18 protein-coding genes and 1 rRNA gene are annotated in these 20689 nt (G+C 56.8%); 7 read left to right on the forward strand and 12 right to left on the reverse strand.

Annotation, left to right across the window (positions count from 1 at the left end; genetic code table 11):
- The first annotated feature begins 2 nt into the window (after positions 1 to 2).
- The 4 genes from G482_RS17725 to G482_RS0107400 all read left to right on the forward strand — a co-directional run bounded on the left by G482_RS17725 (position 3) and on the right by G482_RS0107400 (position 4495).
- Positions 3 to 905 carry a M48 family metalloprotease gene (locus G482_RS17725; RefSeq protein ID WP_197053779.1) on the forward strand — a complete coding sequence of 301 codons (903 nt, stop codon included), beginning with the start codon at positions 3 to 5 and terminating at the stop codon, positions 903 to 905.
- A gap of 84 nt (positions 906 to 989) precedes the next feature.
- Positions 990 to 2309 carry a Xaa-Pro aminopeptidase gene (gene pepP / locus G482_RS0107390; protein WP_034619190.1) on the forward strand — a complete coding sequence of 440 codons (1320 nt, stop codon included), beginning with the start codon at positions 990 to 992 and terminating at the stop codon, positions 2307 to 2309.
- A gap of 113 nt (positions 2310 to 2422) precedes the next feature.
- Complete coding sequence (locus G482_RS0107395) at positions 2423 to 3592, forward strand: FAD-dependent monooxygenase (RefSeq protein WP_028449505.1); 1170 nt, start codon at positions 2423 to 2425, stop codon at positions 3590 to 3592.
- Positions 3593 to 3616: 24 nt separating this feature from the next.
- Entirely contained in the window at positions 3617 to 4495 is an 879-nt protein-coding gene (locus tag G482_RS0107400; RefSeq protein ID WP_034619193.1) for an AEC family transporter, read from the forward strand.
- A gap of 18 nt (positions 4496 to 4513) precedes the next feature.
- On the opposite strand, the gene G482_RS17730 is transcribed toward G482_RS0107400, so the two are convergent.
- Positions 4514 to 7045: a bifunctional diguanylate cyclase/phosphodiesterase gene (locus G482_RS17730; protein ID WP_051258821.1), complete on the reverse strand. Its 2532-nt coding sequence runs from the start codon at positions 7043 to 7045 to the stop codon at positions 4514 to 4516.
- 142 nt (positions 7046 to 7187) lie between these two features.
- Between G482_RS17730 and G482_RS0107410 the strand changes: the two genes are divergently transcribed.
- Positions 7188 to 9359, forward strand: a complete 2172-nt coding sequence (locus tag G482_RS0107410) for a putative bifunctional diguanylate cyclase/phosphodiesterase (protein WP_028449507.1) — start codon at positions 7188 to 7190, stop codon at positions 9357 to 9359.
- A 12-nt stretch (positions 9360 to 9371) separates the two neighbouring features.
- Here G482_RS0107410 and G482_RS0107415 read toward each other — a convergent pair whose 3' ends face one another.
- Both G482_RS0107415 and G482_RS0107420 read right to left on the reverse strand, forming a co-directional pair.
- Positions 9372 to 9803 (reverse strand): copper chaperone PCu(A)C, encoded by a 432-nt coding sequence (locus tag G482_RS0107415; protein ID WP_028449508.1) that lies wholly within the window; start codon positions 9801 to 9803, stop codon positions 9372 to 9374.
- 61 nt (positions 9804 to 9864) lie between these two features.
- Positions 9865 to 11328: an aminoacyl-histidine dipeptidase gene (locus tag G482_RS0107420; protein WP_028449509.1), complete on the reverse strand. Its 1464-nt coding sequence runs from the start codon at positions 11326 to 11328 to the stop codon at positions 9865 to 9867.
- 191 nt (positions 11329 to 11519) lie between these two features.
- Between G482_RS0107420 and rquA the strand changes: the two genes are divergently transcribed.
- Positions 11520 to 12224: a rhodoquinone biosynthesis methyltransferase RquA gene (gene rquA, locus G482_RS0107425; RefSeq protein ID WP_028449510.1), complete on the forward strand. Its 705-nt coding sequence runs from the start codon at positions 11520 to 11522 to the stop codon at positions 12222 to 12224.
- Positions 12225 to 12354: 130 nt separating this feature from the next.
- Here rquA and G482_RS0107430 read toward each other — a convergent pair whose 3' ends face one another.
- Positions 12355 to 13674 (reverse strand): hemolysin family protein, encoded by a 1320-nt coding sequence (locus tag G482_RS0107430; protein WP_028449511.1) that lies wholly within the window; start codon positions 13672 to 13674, stop codon positions 12355 to 12357.
- 486 nt (positions 13675 to 14160) lie between these two features.
- Here G482_RS0107430 and G482_RS0107435 point away from each other — a divergent pair, with 486 nt between their 5' ends.
- Positions 14161 to 14913 carry a M48 family metallopeptidase gene (locus G482_RS0107435; RefSeq protein ID WP_028449512.1) on the forward strand — a complete coding sequence of 251 codons (753 nt, stop codon included), beginning with the start codon at positions 14161 to 14163 and terminating at the stop codon, positions 14911 to 14913.
- Positions 14914 to 15036: 123 nt separating this feature from the next.
- Here G482_RS0107435 and G482_RS0107440 read toward each other — a convergent pair whose 3' ends face one another.
- From G482_RS0107440 to rrf, 8 genes are all read right to left on the reverse strand, one after another.
- Complete coding sequence (locus G482_RS0107440; protein WP_028449513.1) at positions 15037 to 15768, reverse strand: substrate-binding periplasmic protein; 732 nt, start codon at positions 15766 to 15768, stop codon at positions 15037 to 15039.
- Between the two features lie 194 nt (positions 15769 to 15962).
- Positions 15963 to 16343: a DUF2237 family protein gene (locus tag G482_RS0107445; protein ID WP_028449514.1), complete on the reverse strand. Its 381-nt coding sequence runs from the start codon at positions 16341 to 16343 to the stop codon at positions 15963 to 15965.
- The gene (locus G482_RS0107450; RefSeq protein ID WP_034619199.1) at positions 16330 to 17139 is read right to left on the reverse strand and encodes an MBL fold metallo-hydrolase; all 810 of its coding nucleotides are present in this window, start codon (positions 17137 to 17139) and stop codon (positions 16330 to 16332) included. The genes G482_RS0107445 and G482_RS0107450 overlap by 14 nt, the downstream gene beginning before the upstream one ends.
- Positions 17136 to 17909 carry a TatD family hydrolase gene (locus G482_RS0107455; protein WP_034619200.1) on the reverse strand — a complete coding sequence of 258 codons (774 nt, stop codon included), beginning with the start codon at positions 17907 to 17909 and terminating at the stop codon, positions 17136 to 17138. Before G482_RS0107455 ends, G482_RS0107450 begins: the two co-directional genes overlap by 4 nt.
- Positions 17910 to 17983: 74 nt before the next feature.
- Positions 17984 to 18352 (reverse strand): PilZ domain-containing protein, encoded by a 369-nt coding sequence (locus G482_RS0107460; RefSeq protein WP_034619201.1) that lies wholly within the window; start codon positions 18350 to 18352, stop codon positions 17984 to 17986.
- Between the two features lie 5 nt (positions 18353 to 18357).
- A complete protein-coding gene (holB, locus tag G482_RS0107465; RefSeq protein WP_051258822.1) occupies positions 18358 to 19383 on the reverse strand; it encodes a DNA polymerase III subunit delta' in 1026 nt (341 codons plus the stop codon).
- A gap of 2 nt (positions 19384 to 19385) precedes the next feature.
- Positions 19386 to 20021: a dTMP kinase gene (gene tmk / locus G482_RS0107470; RefSeq protein ID WP_028449519.1), complete on the reverse strand. Its 636-nt coding sequence runs from the start codon at positions 20019 to 20021 to the stop codon at positions 19386 to 19388.
- A gap of 386 nt (positions 20022 to 20407) precedes the next feature.
- Positions 20408 to 20520, reverse strand: a 5S ribosomal RNA gene (rrf, locus tag G482_RS0107480).
- Positions 20521 to 20689: the final 169 nt, after the last annotated feature.

The raw sequence follows: 20689 nt of genomic DNA on the forward strand, positions 1-20689 counted from the left end.
TCATGCCTAGGCCCGTTTTCTCTCCTGACCTGACTACGCTGTGTAAACCGATGCTGGCGCTCCTGATGGCGGCGAGTATGGGCAGTGCACAGGCCATTGATCTGAATAAACTCTTGAGTGGCGAAAACCTCAATACTGCGATCAATATCCTGAGTAATGCCGGGGATGCGGCCAAGGCCAGCTCTGGCAATCTGGGGCCCGAGCAGGAAGACGCACTGGGCCGCAGCGTGATGGCTAATCTGCTGGGCGCCGCACCACTGGTGCGCGATAGCGCCTTGCAGCGCTATGTGAATCAGGTGGGGCGCTGGGTGGCACTGCAATCAGATATGCCCAATCTGAACTGGCGGTTTGGCGTGATTGATAGCCCGAATATCAATAGCTTTGCCGCGGCGGGGGGCTATATTCTGATTACCCGCGGGCTGTGGGATAGGCTGGAAAACGAAGCGGAGCTCGCCAATGTACTAGCGCATGAAATCATCCACGTAACCCGCAAACACCAAATTAAAGCCATCGCCAGCAGCAAAACCCAGCTGGCCAGCAGCCAGCTTATTTCGCTGATAGCCGATTACAACAGCAATAAATCCTACTCCAAAGTGGGGGAAAAGCTCGGCAAAGCCGGCTCCGAGATTTTCGTGCGCGGGCTGGATAAAAACGATGAATTCGAAGCCGACCAGCTGGGTATGCAGCTGGCGGCCAAGGCCGGCTACAACCCGTATGCGATGGTCAGCGTCTTGCAGCTACTGGGGCGGGTTAATCCGGCCGATAGCACGGTGGCGCTGATGTTTAGCACCCACCCCTCGCCGCAAGATCGCCTCAATAGCATCGATAGCGCGATTGGCGATAAGCTTGAGCCATGGGCCGAAGGTGTCGAAAACACTGCGCGCTTCAATCAGGTAAAACGCTAGGGCAAAAGGCTGATTTTTACCGGCCGCGCCACGCTGCGCGGCCGTATAATCAGGGCATCATCTGACCAGCAACCGGATTGCCCCATGCAACAGGATCAACTGATTAGCACCTGCCAGCAACGTCGCGCCAACTTGGCCAGCCAATTGACGCCCGGCGTGGTGATTATCCCAACCACTCAGGAAATCGCCCGCAACGCCGACACCTGTTTTCCTTTCCGTTTTGATTCCAGTTTTTACTATCTAACCGGCTTTACCGAGCCCGATGCCGTGCTGGTGCTGGTGATCGGTGAGGCGCGTACCGAGCAGATTTTATTCTGCCGCCCGAAAGACATCGAGCGCGAAATCTGGGATGGCTATCGCTACGGCCCCGCTGCGGCGGCCGATACATTTGGTTTTGATGCCGCCTACTCGATCGATGAGCTCGATCACAAAATGCTCGACATCCTATCCAACCAGCCGCGCATCTACTACCCGCTGGGCAAGGAAATGCGCTGGGATCGCCGAATTAACCGCTGGCTCAATGAAGTGCGCGCACTGGTGCGCACCGGCGTTACTGCGCCAGATAGCCTGATTGATGTGCGGGGCGTGGTGGATGAAATGCGCCTGCACAAAGACGAATTCGAGATCGGTATTTTACGCGCTGCGGGGCAGATCAACGCCCAGGCGCATATCCGCGCCATGCAGTTCACCCAGCCGGGCCAGTATGAATACCAAGTCGAAGCTGAAATTTTGCATGATTACTATCGCCAAGGCAGCCGTTTCCCGGCCTATGGCAGCATTGTGGCCGGTGGCGCCAATGCCTGCGTGCTGCATTATGGCGAAAACAATGCCCGCCTGAATGCCGGCGAATTATTGCTGATCGATGCTGGTTGCGAGCTACACGGCTACGCCAGCGATATTACCCGTACCTTCCCCATTAGCGGGCGCTTTAGCCCTGAGCAACGGGCGGTGTATGACATCACCCTCGCCGCGCAGGAAGCCGCGCTGGCGCATTGCCGCCCGGGCGACACCTGGAATGCGCCGCATGATGCGGCAACCCGCGTACTGGCGCAGGGCATGCTGGATTTGGGCTTTCTCACCGGCAGCCTCGATGAAGTGCTTGAAACCGGCAGCTACCGGCAGTTTTACATGCACCGCACCGGCCACTGGATGGGGCTGGATGTGCATGATGTTGGCAGCTACAAACTCGATGGCAAATGGCGCTCGCTGCAGCCGGGCATGGTGCTGACGGTAGAGCCTGGCTTTTATATCCGCCCGGCCGACAATGTGCCGGCGGCATTCCACAATATCGGTATCCGCATCGAAGATGATGTATTGATTACCGCCGACGGCTATGAAAACCTGACCGCCGATTGCCCGAAAACCGCCAGCGACATCGAGGCCATCATGGCCGCCGGCCGTTAATGGCTAAGCGCTAGCCCATCAGCCTAGCCGGCCCCGCTGCGGGGCCGGCCGGCAAACTGGTACACTGCTGTTCTTGTCTGCTTTTTGGCGCGCCGCGCCGCACGGTTGAATCGATGCAAAATCGCACTTTGCCTGCCCATGTCGAAATCTTGATTGTTGGTGGTGGCCCAGTGGGCGCCCTACTGCTGCAATTACTGCGGCAAAGCGGCCATGATGTCTGGCTGTGCGAAGCGCGTGCCAGCGTCGGCCCCGATCCACGGGCGCTGGCCATTGCGCAGGCCAGCATCACCGCGCTGCAAGAGGCCGGTCTGTGGTCGGCCTGCCTGCCCGCTACGCCCATTACCCATGTGCATGTCTCGCAAGCGGGCACACTGGGACGCACGGTGCTGGCCGCGGAGGAACTGGGCCTCGCTCAGCTGGGGATGACCGTCCCCTATCAAGCGCTGGCCCAACACGCCCTCGATACCTTGCAGCGCGAGTCGGCACCTATCCTCACCGAAGCCAAGGTAACCCGCATTCGCCAGCTGGCGCGCTATGCGCAAGTCGAGATCGACACCCCCAGCGGCACACACGCGCTGACATGCCGGCTGCTGGTGCTGGCCGATGGCGGGCAATTGCTCAGCCAGTTGCATGATGTGCAGCAAACGGTGAAATCTTACCAACAACATGCGGTGCTGGCCCGGCTCACGCCCAAGCATCCTCACGGGGGTATGGCCTACGAGCGCTTTGCCGATGATGGCCCGCTGGCATTACTCCCCAATGGTATCGATTACACCTTGGTCTGGACGCAAAGTCCTGCCGCGGCGGCGGCGCGCCTGGCCATGCCGGATGCGGATTTTCTGGCGGCCGTTGGCGAGCGCTTTAGCGACCGGATTAGCGGCTTTAGCGCGGTGCATAAGCGAGCCAGCTGGCCACTGGCGCTGAAAACCCTCAACTCGGTCGTTGGCCAGCGGGTGGTTTTGATCGGCAATGCCGCGCAAACGCTGCATCCGGTGGCGGGACAAGGCCTAAATCTGGGTCTGCGCGACGCGAGCACTCTGGCTCAGTTATTGGCCAATACCCCCAAATCCGAGCTGGGCGAGCCAGCGCTACTGCAGCGCTATCGCCAGCTACGCCAGCGTGATGCTGGCCTGGTGACGCATTTTACCGACAGCCTGATTAGCCTGTTTGATACCGCCAGCCCACCGCTCAAGCACGCCCGCTCGCTCGGTTTGCTGGCAATTGATCAGCTGGGCTGGCTGCGTAAAGGTTTTGCCAAACGAATGGTGTATGGTGCGCGCTAAACCCTGCCCAGTGAAGCCCGCCTTGTGACGACCCTTGCCCTGCTGTTCCCGATTATTGCGCCGGTACTGTTGATTGCACTGTTTGGCTGGGGTTATGCCCGCTGGCGGCCGATTGATATGAGCGCCACCAATCGGCTGAATGTCGAGCTGCTCTCGCCGCTCTTGGTGTTTAGCGCGATGACGCAAAAACACGCCTCCTTCACCGATTATGGCCCGCTACTGCTGGCGGTTTTAGTGGTGACATTAGGTTCGGGCGCGGTGGCATGGCTGGTGGCGCGCCAGCTGGGCTACGCCCGCTCGGCCTTTAGTGCCCCGCAGATGTTTACCAACACGGGCAATATCGGCCTGCCACTGTGGCTATTTGCCTTTGGCGAGGCACATTTTCCAGCTGCGATTGCGGTGTTTGTGCTGCTCAATCTGCTGCATTTCACGCTCGGCATCAAACTCTTTAACCGCCAGGCGCCACTACTCAGTGTGCTACAAACCCCGATGATCTGGGCCTTAGTCGCGGGCTTGGCCGTGCAGGCCAGTGGCTATCTCTTGCCGGAATGGCTGGCCAAAGCCATCAAGATGCTGGGCGAAGTGGCGATTCCGCTGATGCTATTTGCCTTGGGGGTGCGAATGGCGCAATTTAAAGTCACCCGCTGGCGCGCGGGGCTGCTGGGCGGGCTGTTGTGCCCTGTGGTCGGTTTACTGCTGGCCTGGCCCTTAAGCCAGCTACTGCCCGCAGGCCAAGCCGGGATTTTATTGCTGTATGGCGCGCTGCCGCCGGCGGTGCTCAATTACCTGTTTGCCGAGCAATACCAGCAAGACCCCGAGCTGGTGGCGGCACTAGTGGTCGCCGGCACGTTGCTTAGCCTGATTTTTATTCCACTTGGGCTATGGCTGGGGCTGCCGCACTAATTGAGCAAAGGGCATAAATTAGCCCTGCACCGACTCCACTTCTTCCGCCCGCAAATGCATACCTTGTAGCCGGCGCATCAGATTTTCCATCTGCACGGCCGTAAGTGGCCGCGAATAATAATACCCCTGCATCGAATCACAGCCAGCTTCGCGCAGGGCCTGCATTTGCGCCACCGTTTCAACACCTTCCGCCACCACACTGAGGCCGAGTTTTTTGGCCATCGCAATAATCGTTTGCGCAATCGCCGTGTCATCCTGATCGGCGGGAATCCCTTCAACAAAGGAGCGATCGATTTTCAGGATATCTAGCGGCAGGTTTTTCAGCTGCGAAAGCGAAGAATAACCGGTGCCAAAGTCATCGATCGCCAGGCTCACGCCCATCATTTTCAGCGCATCCATAATCTGCACCGCTTCATTGAGGCGACGCATAATCAGGCTTTCTGTGACTTCTAATTCCAGCAAATACGGCGGAAAGCCGGTATCGGCCAACACCGTGGCCACCTGATCCACCAGCACCCCGGGCTTAAACTGCCGCACCGACAGATTCACCGCCATCTTGGGCACCATAATGCCGGCCTGGCGCCAGCTCTCGGCGGTGAGGCAGGCCTGGCGCAAAACCCAATGCCCGATCGGGATAATCATGCCGGTTTCTTCAGCCAGCGGAATAAACTCGGCCGGCGAAATCCAGCCCAATTCCGGATGCTGCCAGCGCAGCAGGCATTCCATGCCGCTGAGCTGGCCAGTGGCCAGATTCATTTGCGGCTGAAACACCAGACTAAATTGCTGGCGCTCCAGCGCGAAACGCAGCGCCGATTGCAGCGAAAACTGCTGGCTACTTTCGCGATTCATTTCCTGCGCATAGAACTGCAGTGCATTTTTGCCCAGATCTTTGGCGCGGTACATAGCCAGATCGGCATTGCGCATCAGCTGCATGGCATGCGAGCCATCGTTGGGATACATGCTGATGCCAATCGAGCCGGTGACAAAGAGTTCCTGCCCATGCAGATGATAGCTTTCGGCCAGGGCCTGCAAAATACGCTCGGCCACTTGGGCGGCCTGATTGACCTGATGAATGTTTTCCAGCACCACAGTAAATTCATCGCCGCCCAGGCGAGCGATGATGTCATCCTGCTTTAAATGCTGGCGCAGCCGCTGCGCTACAATCCGCAGGAGCTGATCGCCCACATCGTGACCGAGCGTATCGTTGATGGATTTAAACCGATCCAGATCGATAAACAGTAGCGCCAAGCCACGGCGCTTGGTGCTGGCGCGGGTGAGCGCTTGCGATAGCGCCTCATGAAAACCATTGCGGTTATACAGCCCAGTGAGCGAATCGTGGGTCGCCAGAAAAGTCGCCCTTTGCTCGGCCTGTTTGCGGCTGGTGTAATCGGAAAACACACCCACATAGCGCGAGAGCCGGCCTTCGTGATCATGCACCGCGCTGATCGATAACCACGCCGGATACAGCTCGCCACTTTTGCGCTTATCCAGCATTTCGCCTTCCCAGTGACCGTGGGCGCTGAGCTGCTCAAGCAGCATGCTCTGGTATAAATTGGGGTTGCCAGGGCGAGTATCAAAAATCCGCGATGGGCGCCCCACCGCTTCGCCTTCGCTATAACCGGTGATGCGGGTAAAGGCCGGATTGACGGCCAGCAGGCGATGATCGGCCGAGATCATCATGATGCCTTCCGAGGCATGCTGAAAGACTTGCTTGGCCACTTTGGCTTCGGCCATTGCCAAGGCATTTTCTCGGCGTACCACCGCCAGCCAGATCCCGGTTTGCAGCGCAATGAGCAACAGAAACTGCTGCGCCACCACCAGCCCATCGCTCATCACAGCCCGCACCGGCGCACTGGCCAAAATCAGCAAAATCACCGTGATCAAGAGGCTATTGCTGATCTGCCCCAGGCGCAGCGCAGCCCACACCATCAAGGGGAAGCACAGATAGGTAAACTGCAAACTGGCCACATCAAAGTTACCCAGCATCAGCATCGCGCCCGAGGCGGTGATGGTCACGACCGTGGTGGTTTCAATTAGCCAATTAGCACGCAGCAGCTTGCGATCCAGAATAAAGCTGCGATAACCGGTCACGCACAGCAAGCAGGACAAGGTAAAGGCCAGCCAGCTCATGGGCGCCGAATGCGCATCCCAATGCCAGCCTAAGCTCGTGGCCAATAGCGTGTGCAGCAGCCAAAACAATGTAGCGCCGATTCCGCCACTACAGAGTAGGAGCTGCAAAGCGTCGCTGACCGCCCAGACGCTTTTCTGATAAACCGGGCGCAAGGCCACCGTGATCGCCGCCACACTGGCGAGCTCTGCCAGCACCAAAGGTAGATTAGGCTGCAGCTCGGCTGGCAATAATTGCGCGGCCAAAACAGCTACACCCAGCCAGGGTATAACGCCAAAGCTCTTTTCCAACATGGCTAACAGCGCAATACCCACTGATAAATTCAATGGGCCATAGCTTTGCCCAGCTACCAACATGGTTTGATCGAGTAACGCGGCGCCTAAATAGCACAGAGGCCAGGCCAGAGCAGAAAGACGTTTCATTGACAGCGGCGCGTAGCAAACAGAAGCAAATACGGAACACCATCTTTGCCGGTTTTAGGTCTTTCGTCCATGCTCGGCCATAATACTGAGGATTACGCCCAACATTTTGCGTTGTGAACTACAGCACTTTGACCAAAGATCCATGAGCCAAGACTACCTGCAGTTCGCCCCGGAAGACCCACATCAGCAGCCTGGCAGCCCGCCCTGGCAGATTCTGGTGGTCGACGACGAAGAAGATGTGCATCTGAGCACCCAGCTGGTGTTAAAAAACCTCCAGCTCTTGGGTCGCCCGATTGCGCTCTCGCACGCCTACAGCGGGCAGCAAGCCTTTGAGCTGCTGCGCCAGCGCAATGATTTTGCCGTCATCTTGCTCGATGTGGTGATGGAAGACGACTTTGCCGGGCTGGATTTAGTCGCGAAAATCCGCGGTATTTTGGGCCTGAAAGAAGTACGGATTATTTTGCGCACCGGCCAGCCGGGCTACGCCCCGGAGCCGGGGATTTTTAATCTGCACGATATCAACGATTACCGCCTGAAAACCGAGCTCACCAGCAACCGGCTCATCACCTCGATTTCCGCCGCGCTACGCAGCTATGAGCAAATCTGCACGCTGTCGAACAATCGCCGCGGGCTGGAAATGATCGTGCACACCGAAATGCAGCTGATGGAATGCCGCGAATTCGGTGAGTTTTCCCGCATTATTCTGGCCAATGCCAGCGCGATTTTTGGCCGTGAATGTCAAGGGCTGGTGGCACAACTGCCGACCGCGCCAGGCCAAACTGCCCTCATTGGCGCCATTAGCCCGGCGCTAGCCGCTCAGGCGGAGAGTATCTTGGCGCGCCGGCCCATCCCTAGCTCGAATCATCATTTTGATTCGCGGGAAATGTGGCTGCATTTGCAGGCGGGGCTTGATCAGGCCGTGATTTACCTGCAATTTGCCGCTGCACTCACCGAATTTGTGCACTTCGCTCAGCTGGCGAATGTGTTTGCTGCCAATACCTCGGCTTGCTACGGCCATTTGCGCCAGCTCGAACGCCTCAATTATCTGGCCTACCACGACGAGCTTACCGGCCTACCCAACCGCCATGGACTCTTGGCGGCGCTTGAGGCGCGCAGTAGCTTGCAAGGCCAGAGCTTGGCGGTGCTGGATTTGAATCGGTTTGCCGACATCAATGATGCACTCGGTTACAGCACCGGCAATGCCCTACTGTGCGCCGTAGCCACCCGCTTAAATCAGCATTGCGCTGGCGCATCGGTGTTGCTGGCCCGCTTGGCGAACGATGTATTTGCCCTTTGCGGGCCGCAAAGCCTGATTAATCAGGAGGCATTATTCGCGCTATTTAAAGCGCCGCTCCAGGTTGCGCAGCACGCACTCCCCGTGCAGATTGCGCTGGGCCTGCGCAATATTGAGCAGGAAAGCACCACCGGAGCTCAATTGCTCGAACAAGCCCATATGGCGCTCAATCAGGCCAAACATAACCCGCCACCACAATGTGCGCTGTTTAACCCGCAGATGGAAGCCCAAACCCGCTGGCGGCATGAAGTGATTCAGCAGCTGCGCGCGGCCTTTGCCGCCGATCAGCTGCAATTGTGGTTCCAGCCACAACTGGATCTGGGTAGCCGGCAGATTTGCGGGGTGGAAGCTTTGCTGCGCTGGCCGGGTGAACAAGGCTTTGTGCATCCGCCGGCGGTGTTTATCCCGCTGGCCGAATATGCCGGGCTCATTATCGAACTGGGTGATTGGGTCCTGGAGCAAGCCTGCAAGGCCTATCAGCAGCTGGCCGCGTGTGGTGTGGGCCATGTGCGCATTGCGGTCAATATCAGCATGGTGCAATTTCGCAGCGGACTGCTGCTCGAGCGCATTCAACAGCTCCTGGCGCAGTATCAAGTACCCGCACGCGCCTTAGAGCTGGAAATCACCGAAAGTATCGCGATGGACGAGCCAGAAACCGTCCGCCAGCAATTGGCCAGTTTGCGCGCGCTGGGGCTGGAAGTGGCCATCGATGATTTTGGCACCGGCTATTCATCGCTGGGGCAGCTGCGCACACTGTCATTTGACCGGCTAAAAATTGATAAGAGCTTTGTTGACGATCTGGCCAGCTCAGGCAACAGCCTGTATGTCGAGATGATTATTGCGCTGGCGCGCCGTCTAAATCTGGCCACCGTGGCCGAAGGGGTTGAAACCGCCGCGCAAGCCGCGCGTCTGAAAGCGCTGGGCTGCGATATCGGCCAAGGTTATTACTTTGCCAAACCGATGCCCTTGGCCGCCTTGTGTGACTGGGTAGGTAGCCAAGGCGCTGCACCAGCGCCCTAACTACACAGCCCCTTAGCTGGGCTGCGCCAGCACCCGCGCTTGCAGCTCAATCGCACCGGCACGGGCAAAATGCAAACGGATTGGTAAGGCCGCCGCATCGGCGGCGGGAATATCCTGTAGCACCAAGCGCCAATCCGGCGCGAGCGAAGAAAACTGGCCTTGTGCCGGCACCAGCACTTCATTCACCACTTGCCAGTGCGGCGCCTCCTGCGGGCCCACTTGCTGTTGCAGAGCGATGTTCCCAGCCCAGCTGGCGCTCACCCCGAGCAAACGCTCTGGCAACTGACCCTGATTGCGCAAAGTTAGCAGTAAGCGCCCGGCGCTGGGTTGCTGCGCCAGCCGTTGTAGTAAGGGCGCGCCAATGCGTAAATCGCCCCAGCTGGCGGCTGGCACATGGCTACTGGCCAGCAGCAGCGCCAGCCCGAGTTGCATTCCACGTTTCATCGACGCACCTTGTATTTATTGCTACATGACAATGGCACAGATCGGGGCCAGCCCGCAAAGTTCAAGCCGCCAGCGGCACCGCTTGCAGCGCCGCGCAAAGCAATTGCCAGAAGCGCGCCACCGAAGCAATTTCCACGCGCTCATCCGGCGAATGCGCCCCACGGATGGTCGGACCAAACGACACCATTTCCAGCGCCGGATAGGCCTTACCAATCAAGCCGCATTCCAGCCCGGCGTGTATCACCTTCACCGCAGCGTCTTCACCCAGCGTTTGCCGGTAAACGGCTTGCAGCAAGGCCAAGGCTGGCGATTCCGGATTAGGCGCCCAGCCCGGATAGCGCCCCTCGGCTTCGCACTGAATACTGGCCAGCCGCGCCTGCGCTTCGATACTGGCTTGCAGTTCATCCAAGCCCGGATCGGTGAGCGAGCGCAGCATCAACACGGCTTCAAAGCGGCGGGCATCAATGCGCACTACGCCGAGGTTATTCGAGGTTTCCACCACATTCTCGATATGCGGGCTCCAGCGGCGCACGCCATGCGGCAAGGCCAGCAACATATCGGTAACCAAGCGGGTTTCCGCGGTATTCAGCGCATGCAATTCATGCGCGGCCGTCACGGGCTGCACTGCCAATTGCATATGCGGCTCAACACCGGCATAGGCCGCTTGCAAGGTAGTTTGGTGCGCGGCAATCAGGCCGGCAAAATGCCCGGCATCACAGGCAGGCAGCGCCACGCGGGCGAAGGCTTCGCGGGGTAAGGCATTACGCAAAGTACCGCCACGCAATTCCACAATGCGTAAATCAAAGCGGGGTATCGCCTCAGAGAGCACGCCAGCCAATAGTTTGATGGCATTACCCCGCTCCAGATGGATATCAACCCCAGAGTGCCCACCCAACAAACCAGTGAGCGCCACATCAAACAGCAGATAGCCGGCCGGCATACTGGCGCACGAGAGCGAGCGCGATAATGTCAGATCCACGCCACCGGCACAGCCGATGTAGATCTCGCCCCAATCTTCGGTATCAAGATTGAATAGATACTGGCCTTGCAACAGGCCGCCCTGCAGGCCCTTGGCCCCGGTCATGCCGGCTTCTTCATCAATGGTCAGCAGCACTTCCAGCGGCCCATGCTCAATATCACGCGCTTCCAAGAGCGCCAAAGCGGCCGCAACGCCCATGCCATTGTCGGCGCCCAGCGTAGTACCGTCGGCCTTAACCCAATCGCCCTCAATACGCGGGCGGATCGGATCGCGCAGAAAATCATGCGCAGTGGCTTCGTTCTTTTGCGCCACCATATCCAAATGGCCTTGCAGCACCACACCCACCCGGTTTTCCCAGCCGGGGCTGGCGGGCTTACGGATAATCAGATTACCCACCTGATCCAGCTCATGCGCGAGCCCTTGCTCGCTGGCCCACTCTTGCAAATGCTGACGCAAGGCGGCTTCATGTTTAGATGGGCGGGGAAACCGACACAGGCGGGCGAAATGTTGCCAAACGGGCTGGGGGCTGAGCTGTTCAATCGACATGCAGGACACTCAAACGTAGCTAAATGACGTAGTTATTAACCGGTGGCCTAGCATAACACTACAGCCAAGGAAAGCCCATGCAGGGATTTACTGATGCGGTTTTTCGCCATAAACCTTGGGCTAAAGCAAATCAAACGTCACATGAAACGCTTAGGATTTAGGCATTCCCCACCGCCAGCCGAGTTACGATCATGACTAAAAATCCGCCCCCTCTGCAGCAAAACCCGTATTACGAAGGCGTGCCGACTTACATGACCGAGGTCTATGACTGGGCCTATGTCGACCCCAACTGGGTACGGGCGCTGGATCGCAATCTGGTGGTGAAAACCTTGCTGTTTTTAAACGATCAGCGCCTGATGCGCCGGTATCTGGCCCAGCTGCAGCCCGGCCAGCGCGTGTGGCAATTGGCCCACGTCTATGGCGATCTGGTGCAACGTGCGGCGGAAAAAGTGGGCCCGCATGGCGAATTCGTCCTGACTGATGTCACCCCGATTCAAATCGAACACGGCAGCCGCAAACTCAAAGACATGCCGTGGGCCAAAGTTATCCGCAGCGATGCGGCCGACTATCAGCCCGAAGGCCGCTTTGATGTGATTTGCAGCTTTTTCCTGCTGCATGAAGTGCCCGAGCAGAAAAAGCGCGAAATCGTCGAGCACATGCTGGCGCAGCTACCCGACGATGGCAAACTGGTGTTTGTTGATTACCACAACCCTGCCCGCTGGCAGCCGATTCGCTATATTCTCAAGCTGGTGAACCACTATCTGGAGCCTTTTGCCAATGCGCTGTGGCAGCATGAGATTAGCCATTATGCCAAACAGCCTGAGCGCTACCACTGGGAGAAAGAAACGATCTTTGGTGGGGTATATCAATGTGTGATTGTCACTAAAAAGCGCTAATGACCATACCCAGGTGGGGTAATATCGCCCAGCCACTAAAATTTTTGCCAGCAGACTGAAAAGCCACCGCACTGCGGTGGCTTTTTGTTTGGGCCGTGATTGCCAGTGCCGCTAGCTGGGCGCTTAAGCGTTAGCCATCGGCATCCAGCACGTCATCGACAGCGGTATGCGGTATGACCTTCACCATCACAATGCGCGGGCCATTCATTTTCTTGATCACCACATCAAAGCCGGCAAACTCGATGCGCTCACCCTCGGCCGGAATATCGCCGAGCTTCCATTGCACCAGCCCACCTACGGTTTCAGCCTCTGGATGATCAATATCCATCCCCAAGGCGCGGCCGAGTGAAAACAGCGGCAAACTACCTTTACCGAGTAATGAGCCATCATCTTGCTGCATCCAGTCGTTACGGCTTTGGCGGAATTCATCGCGGATCTCGCCTACCAGCGCCCCCAAAAGATTATCCAGCGTGAGAAAGCCCAGCGGTGTTTCATCGTCATACGCGGCCACGGCAAAATGCGGCGCGCCAGCGCGAAAGCGGCGAAATAACTCGCTCAGTGGCAAATCGGGGCTAACGAGCTCGACCGGGCGAATATACTCGGTGAGGTCAACGACCTCCTGATCGCGCAATTCGGCCAGAAACAGATTTTTCAGGTGAATCACCCCCAAAACTTGCCCATCCTCATCGACGTAGGGATAGCGGCTAAAGCGCTGCTCGGCAATCGTTTGCAGGTTTTCAGCCAACGTGCGGTCGGCATGCAGCACCGCGGCTTCATGAAAGGGCCGCATGAGATCGGCAACTTTGAGCTTACTGAAATCCAGCGACTGTGCCATCACATTCCACTCTTGCGGGGTGTTGGCATCGCTATCTTGATTGGCGCGAATAATCAGTTTGAGTTCATCGGCCGAGTAATGCACATCGTGCCCGCCGGCATTGCCCAAACCAACTACACGCAACACCCAGTTGGCGCTGCGATTGAGCAGCCAGATGGCTGGATACATCAGCCAGTAAAACACATACAGCGGCGTCGCCGTCCACAGCGAGACGGCCTCGGGCAGGCGGATAGCCATCGATTTCGGAGCGAGCTCGCCGACCACAATGTGCAGAAAGGAAATCAGCGTAAAGGCAAAAACAAACGAGGTAGTGTGCAGCAGCACCGGATTATCGATCCCCAACAGGGTAAACACGGGGGCCACCAAGCCGGCAAACGCCGGTTCGCCCACCCAGCCCAAGCCCAGCGAAGCGAGGGTAATGCCGAGCTGACAGGCTGATAAATACGCATCCAGCTGGCTATGCACTTTCAGCAGAATCTGCCCCTGCCAGCCCTGGCGGGCCATGCTCTGCACCTTGGTTTGGCGCAATTTCACCAAGCCGAATTCGGCCGCCACAAAAAAACCATTCAGCAGCACCAAAAACAGGGCCAGCAAGGTCAATAAAAAATTATCCATACTCGGGCGATCGCGCCGCCCTGCACTCCTTGATTGCGATATCCCCATGATATTGGACGGCTGGCGGTGGCGACAAGCAAAAATCGGCTCTGCGACCCTGATCCGCCGCGCCAAAGCGGCAACGCTGCTGAAGATCAAGGTTGTTACACACGCATGCCCCTGCGTGCTTGGCACCCAACTCAGCAAGCCACAGCGCCGCCCTAGTACTCAGTTAAGCGCCTCAGGGCTATGAATTAGCCCAAGATTTAGCCTCAGCTTTGGGGCGTCAAGTCGGAATATCCGCAGATACACCACCAGGTATCAGCACCAAGGCTATTAAATACATAGCCTTAGCGAACATACCCCCAATCCAAGCCCTGGCAACAGCTCAATTGCGCTCTTGTTCACACTGTGGCCAATCTAGCCCCTCCAACCGACCCACGGTCTTTGACACCTTGCTGACACACACCTAAAATTGCCTGCTTTCTACCAAACAGAGTTGTAATCATGAAACTGCGCACTGTATTGCTCGCGGGTCTGCTGGGCCTGGCCTTGTCTCCAGCCCACGCTTTTGATCTGAACAAAGCCCTGAAAGTGGGCACACAAGCCCTGCAAGCGGCGACATTGAGCGATGCCGATGTGAAATCACTGGCCGATCAAGCCTGCACGCAAAGTGATGCCGAAGAGAAAATCGCCGGCCCGAAAGACAAATACAGCAAGCGTCTGGACAATATTGCCAAAAAACTCGGCAATGAAATCAACGGCCAGCCGGTGAACTACAAGGTGTACATCACTCCCGATGTCAACGCTTGGGCGATGGCCAATGGCTGCATCCGCGTGTACAGCGGCCTGATGGATTTGATGACCGATGACGAGATCATCGGCGTACTGGGCCATGAAATGGGCCACGTGGCTCTGGGCCATAGCCGCAAAGCCATGCAAACGGCCTACACCGTTTCGGCGGCCAAATCAGCAGTGGGCGAATACGGCGGCACCACCGGCGCTGCGCTGAGCGGCTCAACCTTGGGCAAATTCACTGAAGCACTGATCAATGCGCAATTCTCACAATCGCAAGAGCTGGATGCCGATAACTTCTCGTTTGATTTGCTGACCCAGAAGAAACTCAAGCGCGAGGCTCTGGCCAGCGCCTTCCAAAAACTGGCCGATCTGGGCGGTGGCGATCACAGCATGCTGGATTCGCACCCTGCCTCGGCTGATCGGGTCAAAAATATCCAGACCCGCATCGCCAATAATAAATAAACTAGTAAATAAGCTAGGCTGGGTGCTGTGGCGTTGGCCCAATAAAAAACGGACGGTTTACCGTCCGTTTTTTATTGCTGCTGCGCTGCAAAACCGCGACTAAGTCAGCAGGCTTCTATTTAACTAATTGCTACTCTTATCCCGCTGCTTGGCCCACTTTTCAAAGGCCTGATACAGTTTTTGCCGCGTGGCCTCATCGATACTGCCCTTGCGAAAACCGACATGCACCGGGTCTTTGATCAGCGGCGTTGGCAAGATCATAAACGGGCTGGGTGCGCGGCTCAGCTCGGGGTCATCGGCCATGACCCGAGGCAATTCGGTTTGGGCATTGGCATAAAATGCCGCATCGATCCGCCCAGCCAGCAGATTGCGCAACCGCGCCGCATGCGACTGATCGCGGATGGTGCTGATCTGGCCTTGTTTGATGGCTTGGTCAACTTCCGTCCCAAAACTCACGCCAATCAAGGCGCCGACCCGTTTACCGCTTAAATCGCTAAGCTGGCTGTAGCTGAGGGGCTTTTGCTTGAGCACCACAATATCAACTCGGCTATCAAACACCACCGGTGAATAATCAAAAATCGCAGCCCGTTCCTGATTGTAGGTCAGCCCGATAATCCCACCCTGCCCCTGCTCGGCCAGTTTATACACGCGATTCCATGGCTGCATTTCATAGCGGATCTGGATGCCGGTTTCTTTTTGCACAAACTCAAATGCATCTAGAACCAGCCCTTTGGGCTTGCCGTTTTCCATCCAGCTCAGGGGCCGGTAATTATCGGAAGCGAAGATCGTCACTTCAGCTGCCCACAACTGGCTACTTAAGCACAGCGAACCAATGGCAAATAGCAGCCTACGCATGGCTGACTCCTTACAAGGCGCAGGAATATATCCCAGCTTAGGCAGGCAAGCGATCCTCTGCGCACCGCAAATGACTAACGGTGGCGTAGATCAAGCACTGCAATGCAAACTGGGCAGACAAATTGACTATACGCCACGACGTATTGCTCGCCAAGCCTGATCAATTTTACCCTACAGAAAGATACCCAAGAAAATCAGGGGCGATCCAGCGCGTATTCCACGAGGGTTTCCAGTGAAACGAGCTCGAGGATCGCTTCATCGGTGGCGGCCAGATAAATCGGGGGTGCTACGCCTTGTTGCAGCGCCTCGACCCAACGCCGTGCGCATAAACACCAACGATCACCTGCTTGCAGACCGGGAAAACCCCATTCTGGCCGTGGGGTGAGCAGATCGTTGCCCATGCGCGCGGAAAAAACGAGAAACTCGGCACTCATCTGGGCGCAAACGATATGCTGACCGCCGTCGTGCGCGCTGCCGCGACAACAGCCATCGCGAAAGTACCCCGTTAAGGGGCTGAAACTACATGGCAGCAAAGGCTGGCCAAGAACATTTAAGCTTTGCTCAGGTTGGCTCATCGCTCGCTCCATTAATCTGCAATTTCAGGCCGTCGTAGCCAACCGACATCCCAGCTGGCAAGCGTGCACTCAGGGCATGATATTCCAGCTCATGCGTCATATGGATCATCACGGTATGCTTGGCCCCAATTCGCGTGGCCAGCGCGATGGCCTCTTCCACCGATAAATGCGTGGGGTGCGGCTTGTCGCGCAGGCAATCCAGTAATAAGAGCTCTAGGCCCTGCAGGCGCTGCAGACTCTCTGCGCTGATCGCCGAAACGTCGGTGAGATAAGCCACGCCACCCAGCCGCCAGCCTAAAATGGGCCATTTCCCATGCAAGATGGGGATCGGTTCTAGCCAGACGCCACCATGTTGCAGCGGCTCCGACTCGATTTCGTGCAGGGTGAGTACCGGCTTATCCCAAAAATCATTGGGCTGCAGCAAGGTATAGGGAAAACGCTCGCGCAAATGCGTGGCCATCAGGCGGTTGGCATACACCGGCAAGGCCGCTTTTTGCAGCCAGCAAAAAGCGCGTAAGTCATCAATCCCATTTAAATGATCTGCATGCGGATGGGTGTAAAGCACGGCATCCACATGCAAAATCTGTTCGCGCAACACTTGCTGGCGTAAATCCGGGCCGGTATCGATTAGAAATGTCTGCCCACCGGCGCGCAGCAGGGCCGAGGCACGGGTGCGAACATTGCGTGGATCACTGGACGTGCACGTTGGGCAGGCGCAGCCGAGCGCCGGCGAACCACCACTGGAACCCACCCCCAGCAGCAAGACATCTACCGGCCCTGCCCAGCGCGTACTCATGGCTGGGCGCGGCTAAACAGCTGAAAGAAATTACGCGTGGTGGCCTCGGCCACCGCCGTCAGCGGTACTTCTTTCAGATCGGCAATATGCTCGGCCACATGGCGCACCCAGGCGGGTTGATTCATTTTGCCGCGATGCGGCATCGGGGCGAGATACGGCGAATCGGTTTCGATCAATAAGCGCTCCAGCGGCATGAGCCGGGCCAGCTCTTTGAGCTCCAGCGCTTTTTTAAAGGTAACGATCCCAGAGAGCGAAATATAAAAGCCCAGCTCCATCGCCGCCTGCGCGACTTCCCAGCTTTCGGTAAAGCAGTGCATCACGCCGCCAACCTCATCGGCGCCTTCTTCACGCAAAATGCGGATTGTGTCTTCACTGGCAGCACGGGTATGAATAATTAGCGGCAACTTGGCCGCCTTGGCCGCGCGGATATGGGTGCGAAAGCGTTCGCGCTGCCATTCCAGATCACCGCTTAAGCGGAAATAATCGAGGCCGGTTTCACCAATCGCGATCACTTTCGGGTGCTGCGCCAACTCAACTAATTGGGCAACGCTAGGCTCAGGGGTATCTTCATAATCGGGATGCACCCCAACCGAGGCAAACAGATTGGGTTGGCTCTCGGCGAGCGCCAATACACTCGGTAGCTCAGGTAAATTCACCGCCACGCAGAGCGCATGGCTAACCTGATTGACTTGCATTTGCTGCAGCAAAGCCGGCAGATCAGCCGCCAGCTCAGGAAAATTAATATGGCAATGGGAATCAACAAACTGCATAGCGGGATACTCAAGCAACAAAAAGCCGCATCAACGATGCGGCTGCTAACAATACCATAGTTTTCTAGTCGGGATTACATGGTATGGGTGGTCCGGCCGGACTGTAGATACCCGCCCAAGAGGTTCTCGATTTTGACCTTGGCCTGATTACCGGCTTCATTAGAGGAAAACTGCACCCCAATCCCCTGTTGGTGATTATTTTGCGCCCCAGGTGGGGTAATCCAAACGACATTGCCCGAGACAGCGATTTTAGCCGGGTCATCCAGCAATGAAAGCAGCATAAAGACTTCGTCGCCAAGGTTGTAGCCTTTATTGGTCGGGATAAAAATCCCGCCGCCGGCAATAAATGGCATATACGACGCATACAATGCCGCTTTTTCTTTGATATTCAGTGACAGCACCCCGGGACGCGTGGTGGGGGTACGAATGGCATCCTGACTCATTTAATTCAACCTCGCTGCGTCTGGCCGCGTAATGCATCCAGATATGCAAACAGTAAACCTTCCAGCACCAAGCGCTGATTGAGCGGATGATGCGCCAATTTCTGGGCTTCATTTAATTGTTGCTGATATGGCAGCAATTGGCCAGCGCGCGTGGCCACACGGGCCAGAGCATCTTGCCAATCTGGATAATAACGAATCTGCCCACTCATGCCCAAGCTGATCGCGTCATACACCCATTTTTGTAACCATTCAACCAGAATGCCAGTTTCAAGCTTGGCTTTTTCCAGCTCTGCGGCCAAGGCCAGTACATTCAGCGCGGCGGGCTCCGCGAGTTTTTCCAACAATTGCTGCCGGATCGGGTGCCAAGCCGCGCCCGCATCTTCCAGCGCGGCCAATGGGGCGCCACCGCTATGCGCCAGATGTAACTCTGGATTCACAATGCCTTGGCTCGCCAGCCATTGGACCGTGGCCTGATGATTGGGCATGGCCAGTGGAAACACCCGGCAACGACTGCGGATCGTGGGCAACAGCCGCCGCCAGTGATCCGCGATCAAGATAAATATTGCGCCCGCAGTGGGCTCTTCCAGTGTTTTCAGAAAGGCATTCGCCGCGGCCAAGTTCATGGCTTCTGCTGGGGCGACAATTGTCACACGTCGCCCTTGGCGATGGGCACTTAGATTCACAAAATCTGCCAGTTCACGCACATCATCCACACTGATTTGCGAAGAGGGCTTTTTCGTTTTTTTGGCGTCGTTCGACTCTTCGCTTTCATCGGCCTCGCTGGCGGGCTGCAATAAGCGAAAATCAGGATGATTCCCCGCCAGAAACCAGCGGCAGCCATCGCACTCACCACATGGTTCGGTCGCTTTTTCGCTGGCTTCGCACAACAGCAATTGCGCTAAGTGCTGCGCCAGTGCCCGCTTACCAATACCGGCCTCACCGGTGAGCAAGAGCGCATGCGGTAGGCGGTCTAATTCACGGCTTAATTCTTGCCAGGGCCCAGCCAGCCACGGATACGGCAATGCGCTCATACTCAGGCCTGTTCCTGTAACCATGGACCTAAAATAGAGGCCAACTCGTGCTGAATCGCCTCGATTGAGCGATTGGCATCAATCACTTTAATGCGCTGCGGCGCAGACTTAGCCCGCTGTGAATAGGCAGCGCGCACTCGGGCATGGAAATCTGCCTGTTCGCGCTCAAAACGATCCAACACCCGGCCATTGGCCATCCGTGCTTGCGAGACCTCTAGCGGCACATCGAAAATCAGTGTCAGATCCGGCTCCAGCAAGCCCTCTGGACGGCCTTGCACCCAGTGTTCCAGCTGACTAAATTTGACCAGATCAAGCCCTCGCCCACCACATTGATAGGCATAGGTGGCATCGGTAAAGCGATCACACAGCACCCATTCGCCCCGTAGTAAGGCGGGCAAAATCACCTGTTGGATGTGCTCATTGCGCGCAGCAAACATCAACAGGGCTTCGGTTTCTAGGTGCATCGCCTCGTTGAGCAGCAAAGTGCGCAATTGCTCCCCTAGTGGCGTGCCACCTGGTTCACGCGTCTGCACGACACTTAATTGCTGCTGGCGCAGATGCTCGACCAGCCACTGCAAATGCGTGCTTTTACCTGCGCCATCCAGCCCTTCTACCGATATAAAACGCCCACGCGTCATGGGATCATCCATTACTGATTAATACCATTATTGTCGCATAAGCCAACACAGGCGGAAATGAAATAAACTCGAGCAACCTCTTGCATATACCCAAGTGGGGTATGCAAATGTAGCCAAGTAAAATCAGAGCCTCCAACAAAGTACCCAAGAAAGAGGTCAGCAAGCACTTAGCGATCTCCTCAACAAACAAAGCCCAGCTACGCTGGGCTTTGTTTTGGGGTTGGGTTTGCACCGCAGGCTTGGGCTTGGCCGGTTCGCGGTGCAGCCGTCCGCTATGTTTTGCTTGGGTTGGGGGCTGGGCAGGGCTTGCTTCTGTTCTGCGCTCTTCCACTTCCGCGGCCCAAAGCAAAAAGCCCAGCTCTTCTGAGCTGGGCTTCTTTAGGGGAGTCTGGCAATGACCTACTTTCACACGGGAACCCGCACTATCATCGGCGCTGAGGCGTTTCACTGTCCTGTTCGGGATGGGAAGGAGTGGGACCACCTCGCTATGGTCACCAGACATAACTGGTTGAGTTAACTGTGTGCGCTTGGCGCTCACAATCACTCGAATTCGATAGAAGAAGTATTTTACTCTTAATGTTCGATCTTGGGTCGATCATATCGCGTCGCATACACGCGTCTCAGGTTATAGGATCAAGCCTCACGGGCAATTAGTATCGGTTAGCTTA

It is taken from the genome of Chitinibacter tainanensis DSM 15459 (assembly GCF_000429785.1).
Lineage (GTDB): Bacteria > Pseudomonadota > Gammaproteobacteria > Burkholderiales > Chitinibacteraceae > Chitinibacter > Chitinibacter tainanensis.

Excerpts from the sequence above, each read along its gene's own strand:
- G482_RS0107455 (WP_034619200.1), bottom strand. The coding sequence starts at position 17,909 with ATGCAGTTTGTTGATTCCCATTGCCATATTAATTTTCCTGAGCTGGCG.
- pepP (WP_034619190.1), top strand. The coding sequence starts at position 990 with ATGCAACAGGATCAACTGATTAGCACCTGCCAGCAACGTCGCGCCAAC.
- G482_RS0107445 (WP_028449514.1), bottom strand. The coding sequence starts at position 16,343 with ATGAGCCAACCTGAGCAAAGCTTAAATGTTCTTGGCCAGCCTTTGCTG.
- G482_RS17730 (WP_051258821.1), bottom strand. The coding sequence starts at position 7,045 with ATGAAACGTCTTTCTGCTCTGGCCTGGCCTCTGTGCTATTTAGGCGCC.
- G482_RS0107395 (WP_028449505.1), top strand. The coding sequence starts at position 2,423 with ATGCAAAATCGCACTTTGCCTGCCCATGTCGAAATCTTGATTGTTGGT.
- G482_RS0107440 (WP_028449513.1), bottom strand. The coding sequence starts at position 15,768 with ATGCGTAGGCTGCTATTTGCCATTGGTTCGCTGTGCTTAAGTAGCCAG.
- G482_RS17725 (WP_197053779.1), top strand. The coding sequence starts at position 3 with ATGCCTAGGCCCGTTTTCTCTCCTGACCTGACTACGCTGTGTAAACCG.
- G482_RS0107460 (WP_034619201.1), bottom strand. The coding sequence starts at position 18,352 with ATGAGTCAGGATGCCATTCGTACCCCCACCACGCGTCCCGGGGTGCTG.
- G482_RS0107415 (WP_028449508.1), bottom strand. The coding sequence starts at position 9,803 with ATGAAACGTGGAATGCAACTCGGGCTGGCGCTGCTGCTGGCCAGTAGC.
- G482_RS0107420 (WP_028449509.1), bottom strand. The coding sequence starts at position 11,328 with ATGTCGATTGAACAGCTCAGCCCCCAGCCCGTTTGGCAACATTTCGCC.
- holB (WP_051258822.1), bottom strand. The coding sequence starts at position 19,383 with ATGAGCGCATTGCCGTATCCGTGGCTGGCTGGGCCCTGGCAAGAATTA.
- G482_RS0107430 (WP_028449511.1), bottom strand. The coding sequence starts at position 13,674 with ATGGATAATTTTTTATTGACCTTGCTGGCCCTGTTTTTGGTGCTGCTG.
- G482_RS0107450 (WP_034619199.1), bottom strand. The coding sequence starts at position 17,139 with ATGAGTACGCGCTGGGCAGGGCCGGTAGATGTCTTGCTGCTGGGGGTG.
- rquA (WP_028449510.1), top strand. The coding sequence starts at position 11,520 with ATGACTAAAAATCCGCCCCCTCTGCAGCAAAACCCGTATTACGAAGGC.
- G482_RS0107410 (WP_028449507.1), top strand. The coding sequence starts at position 7,188 with ATGAGCCAAGACTACCTGCAGTTCGCCCCGGAAGACCCACATCAGCAG.
- G482_RS0107435 (WP_028449512.1), top strand. The coding sequence starts at position 14,161 with ATGAAACTGCGCACTGTATTGCTCGCGGGTCTGCTGGGCCTGGCCTTG.
- tmk (WP_028449519.1), bottom strand. The coding sequence starts at position 20,021 with ATGACGCGTGGGCGTTTTATATCGGTAGAAGGGCTGGATGGCGCAGGT.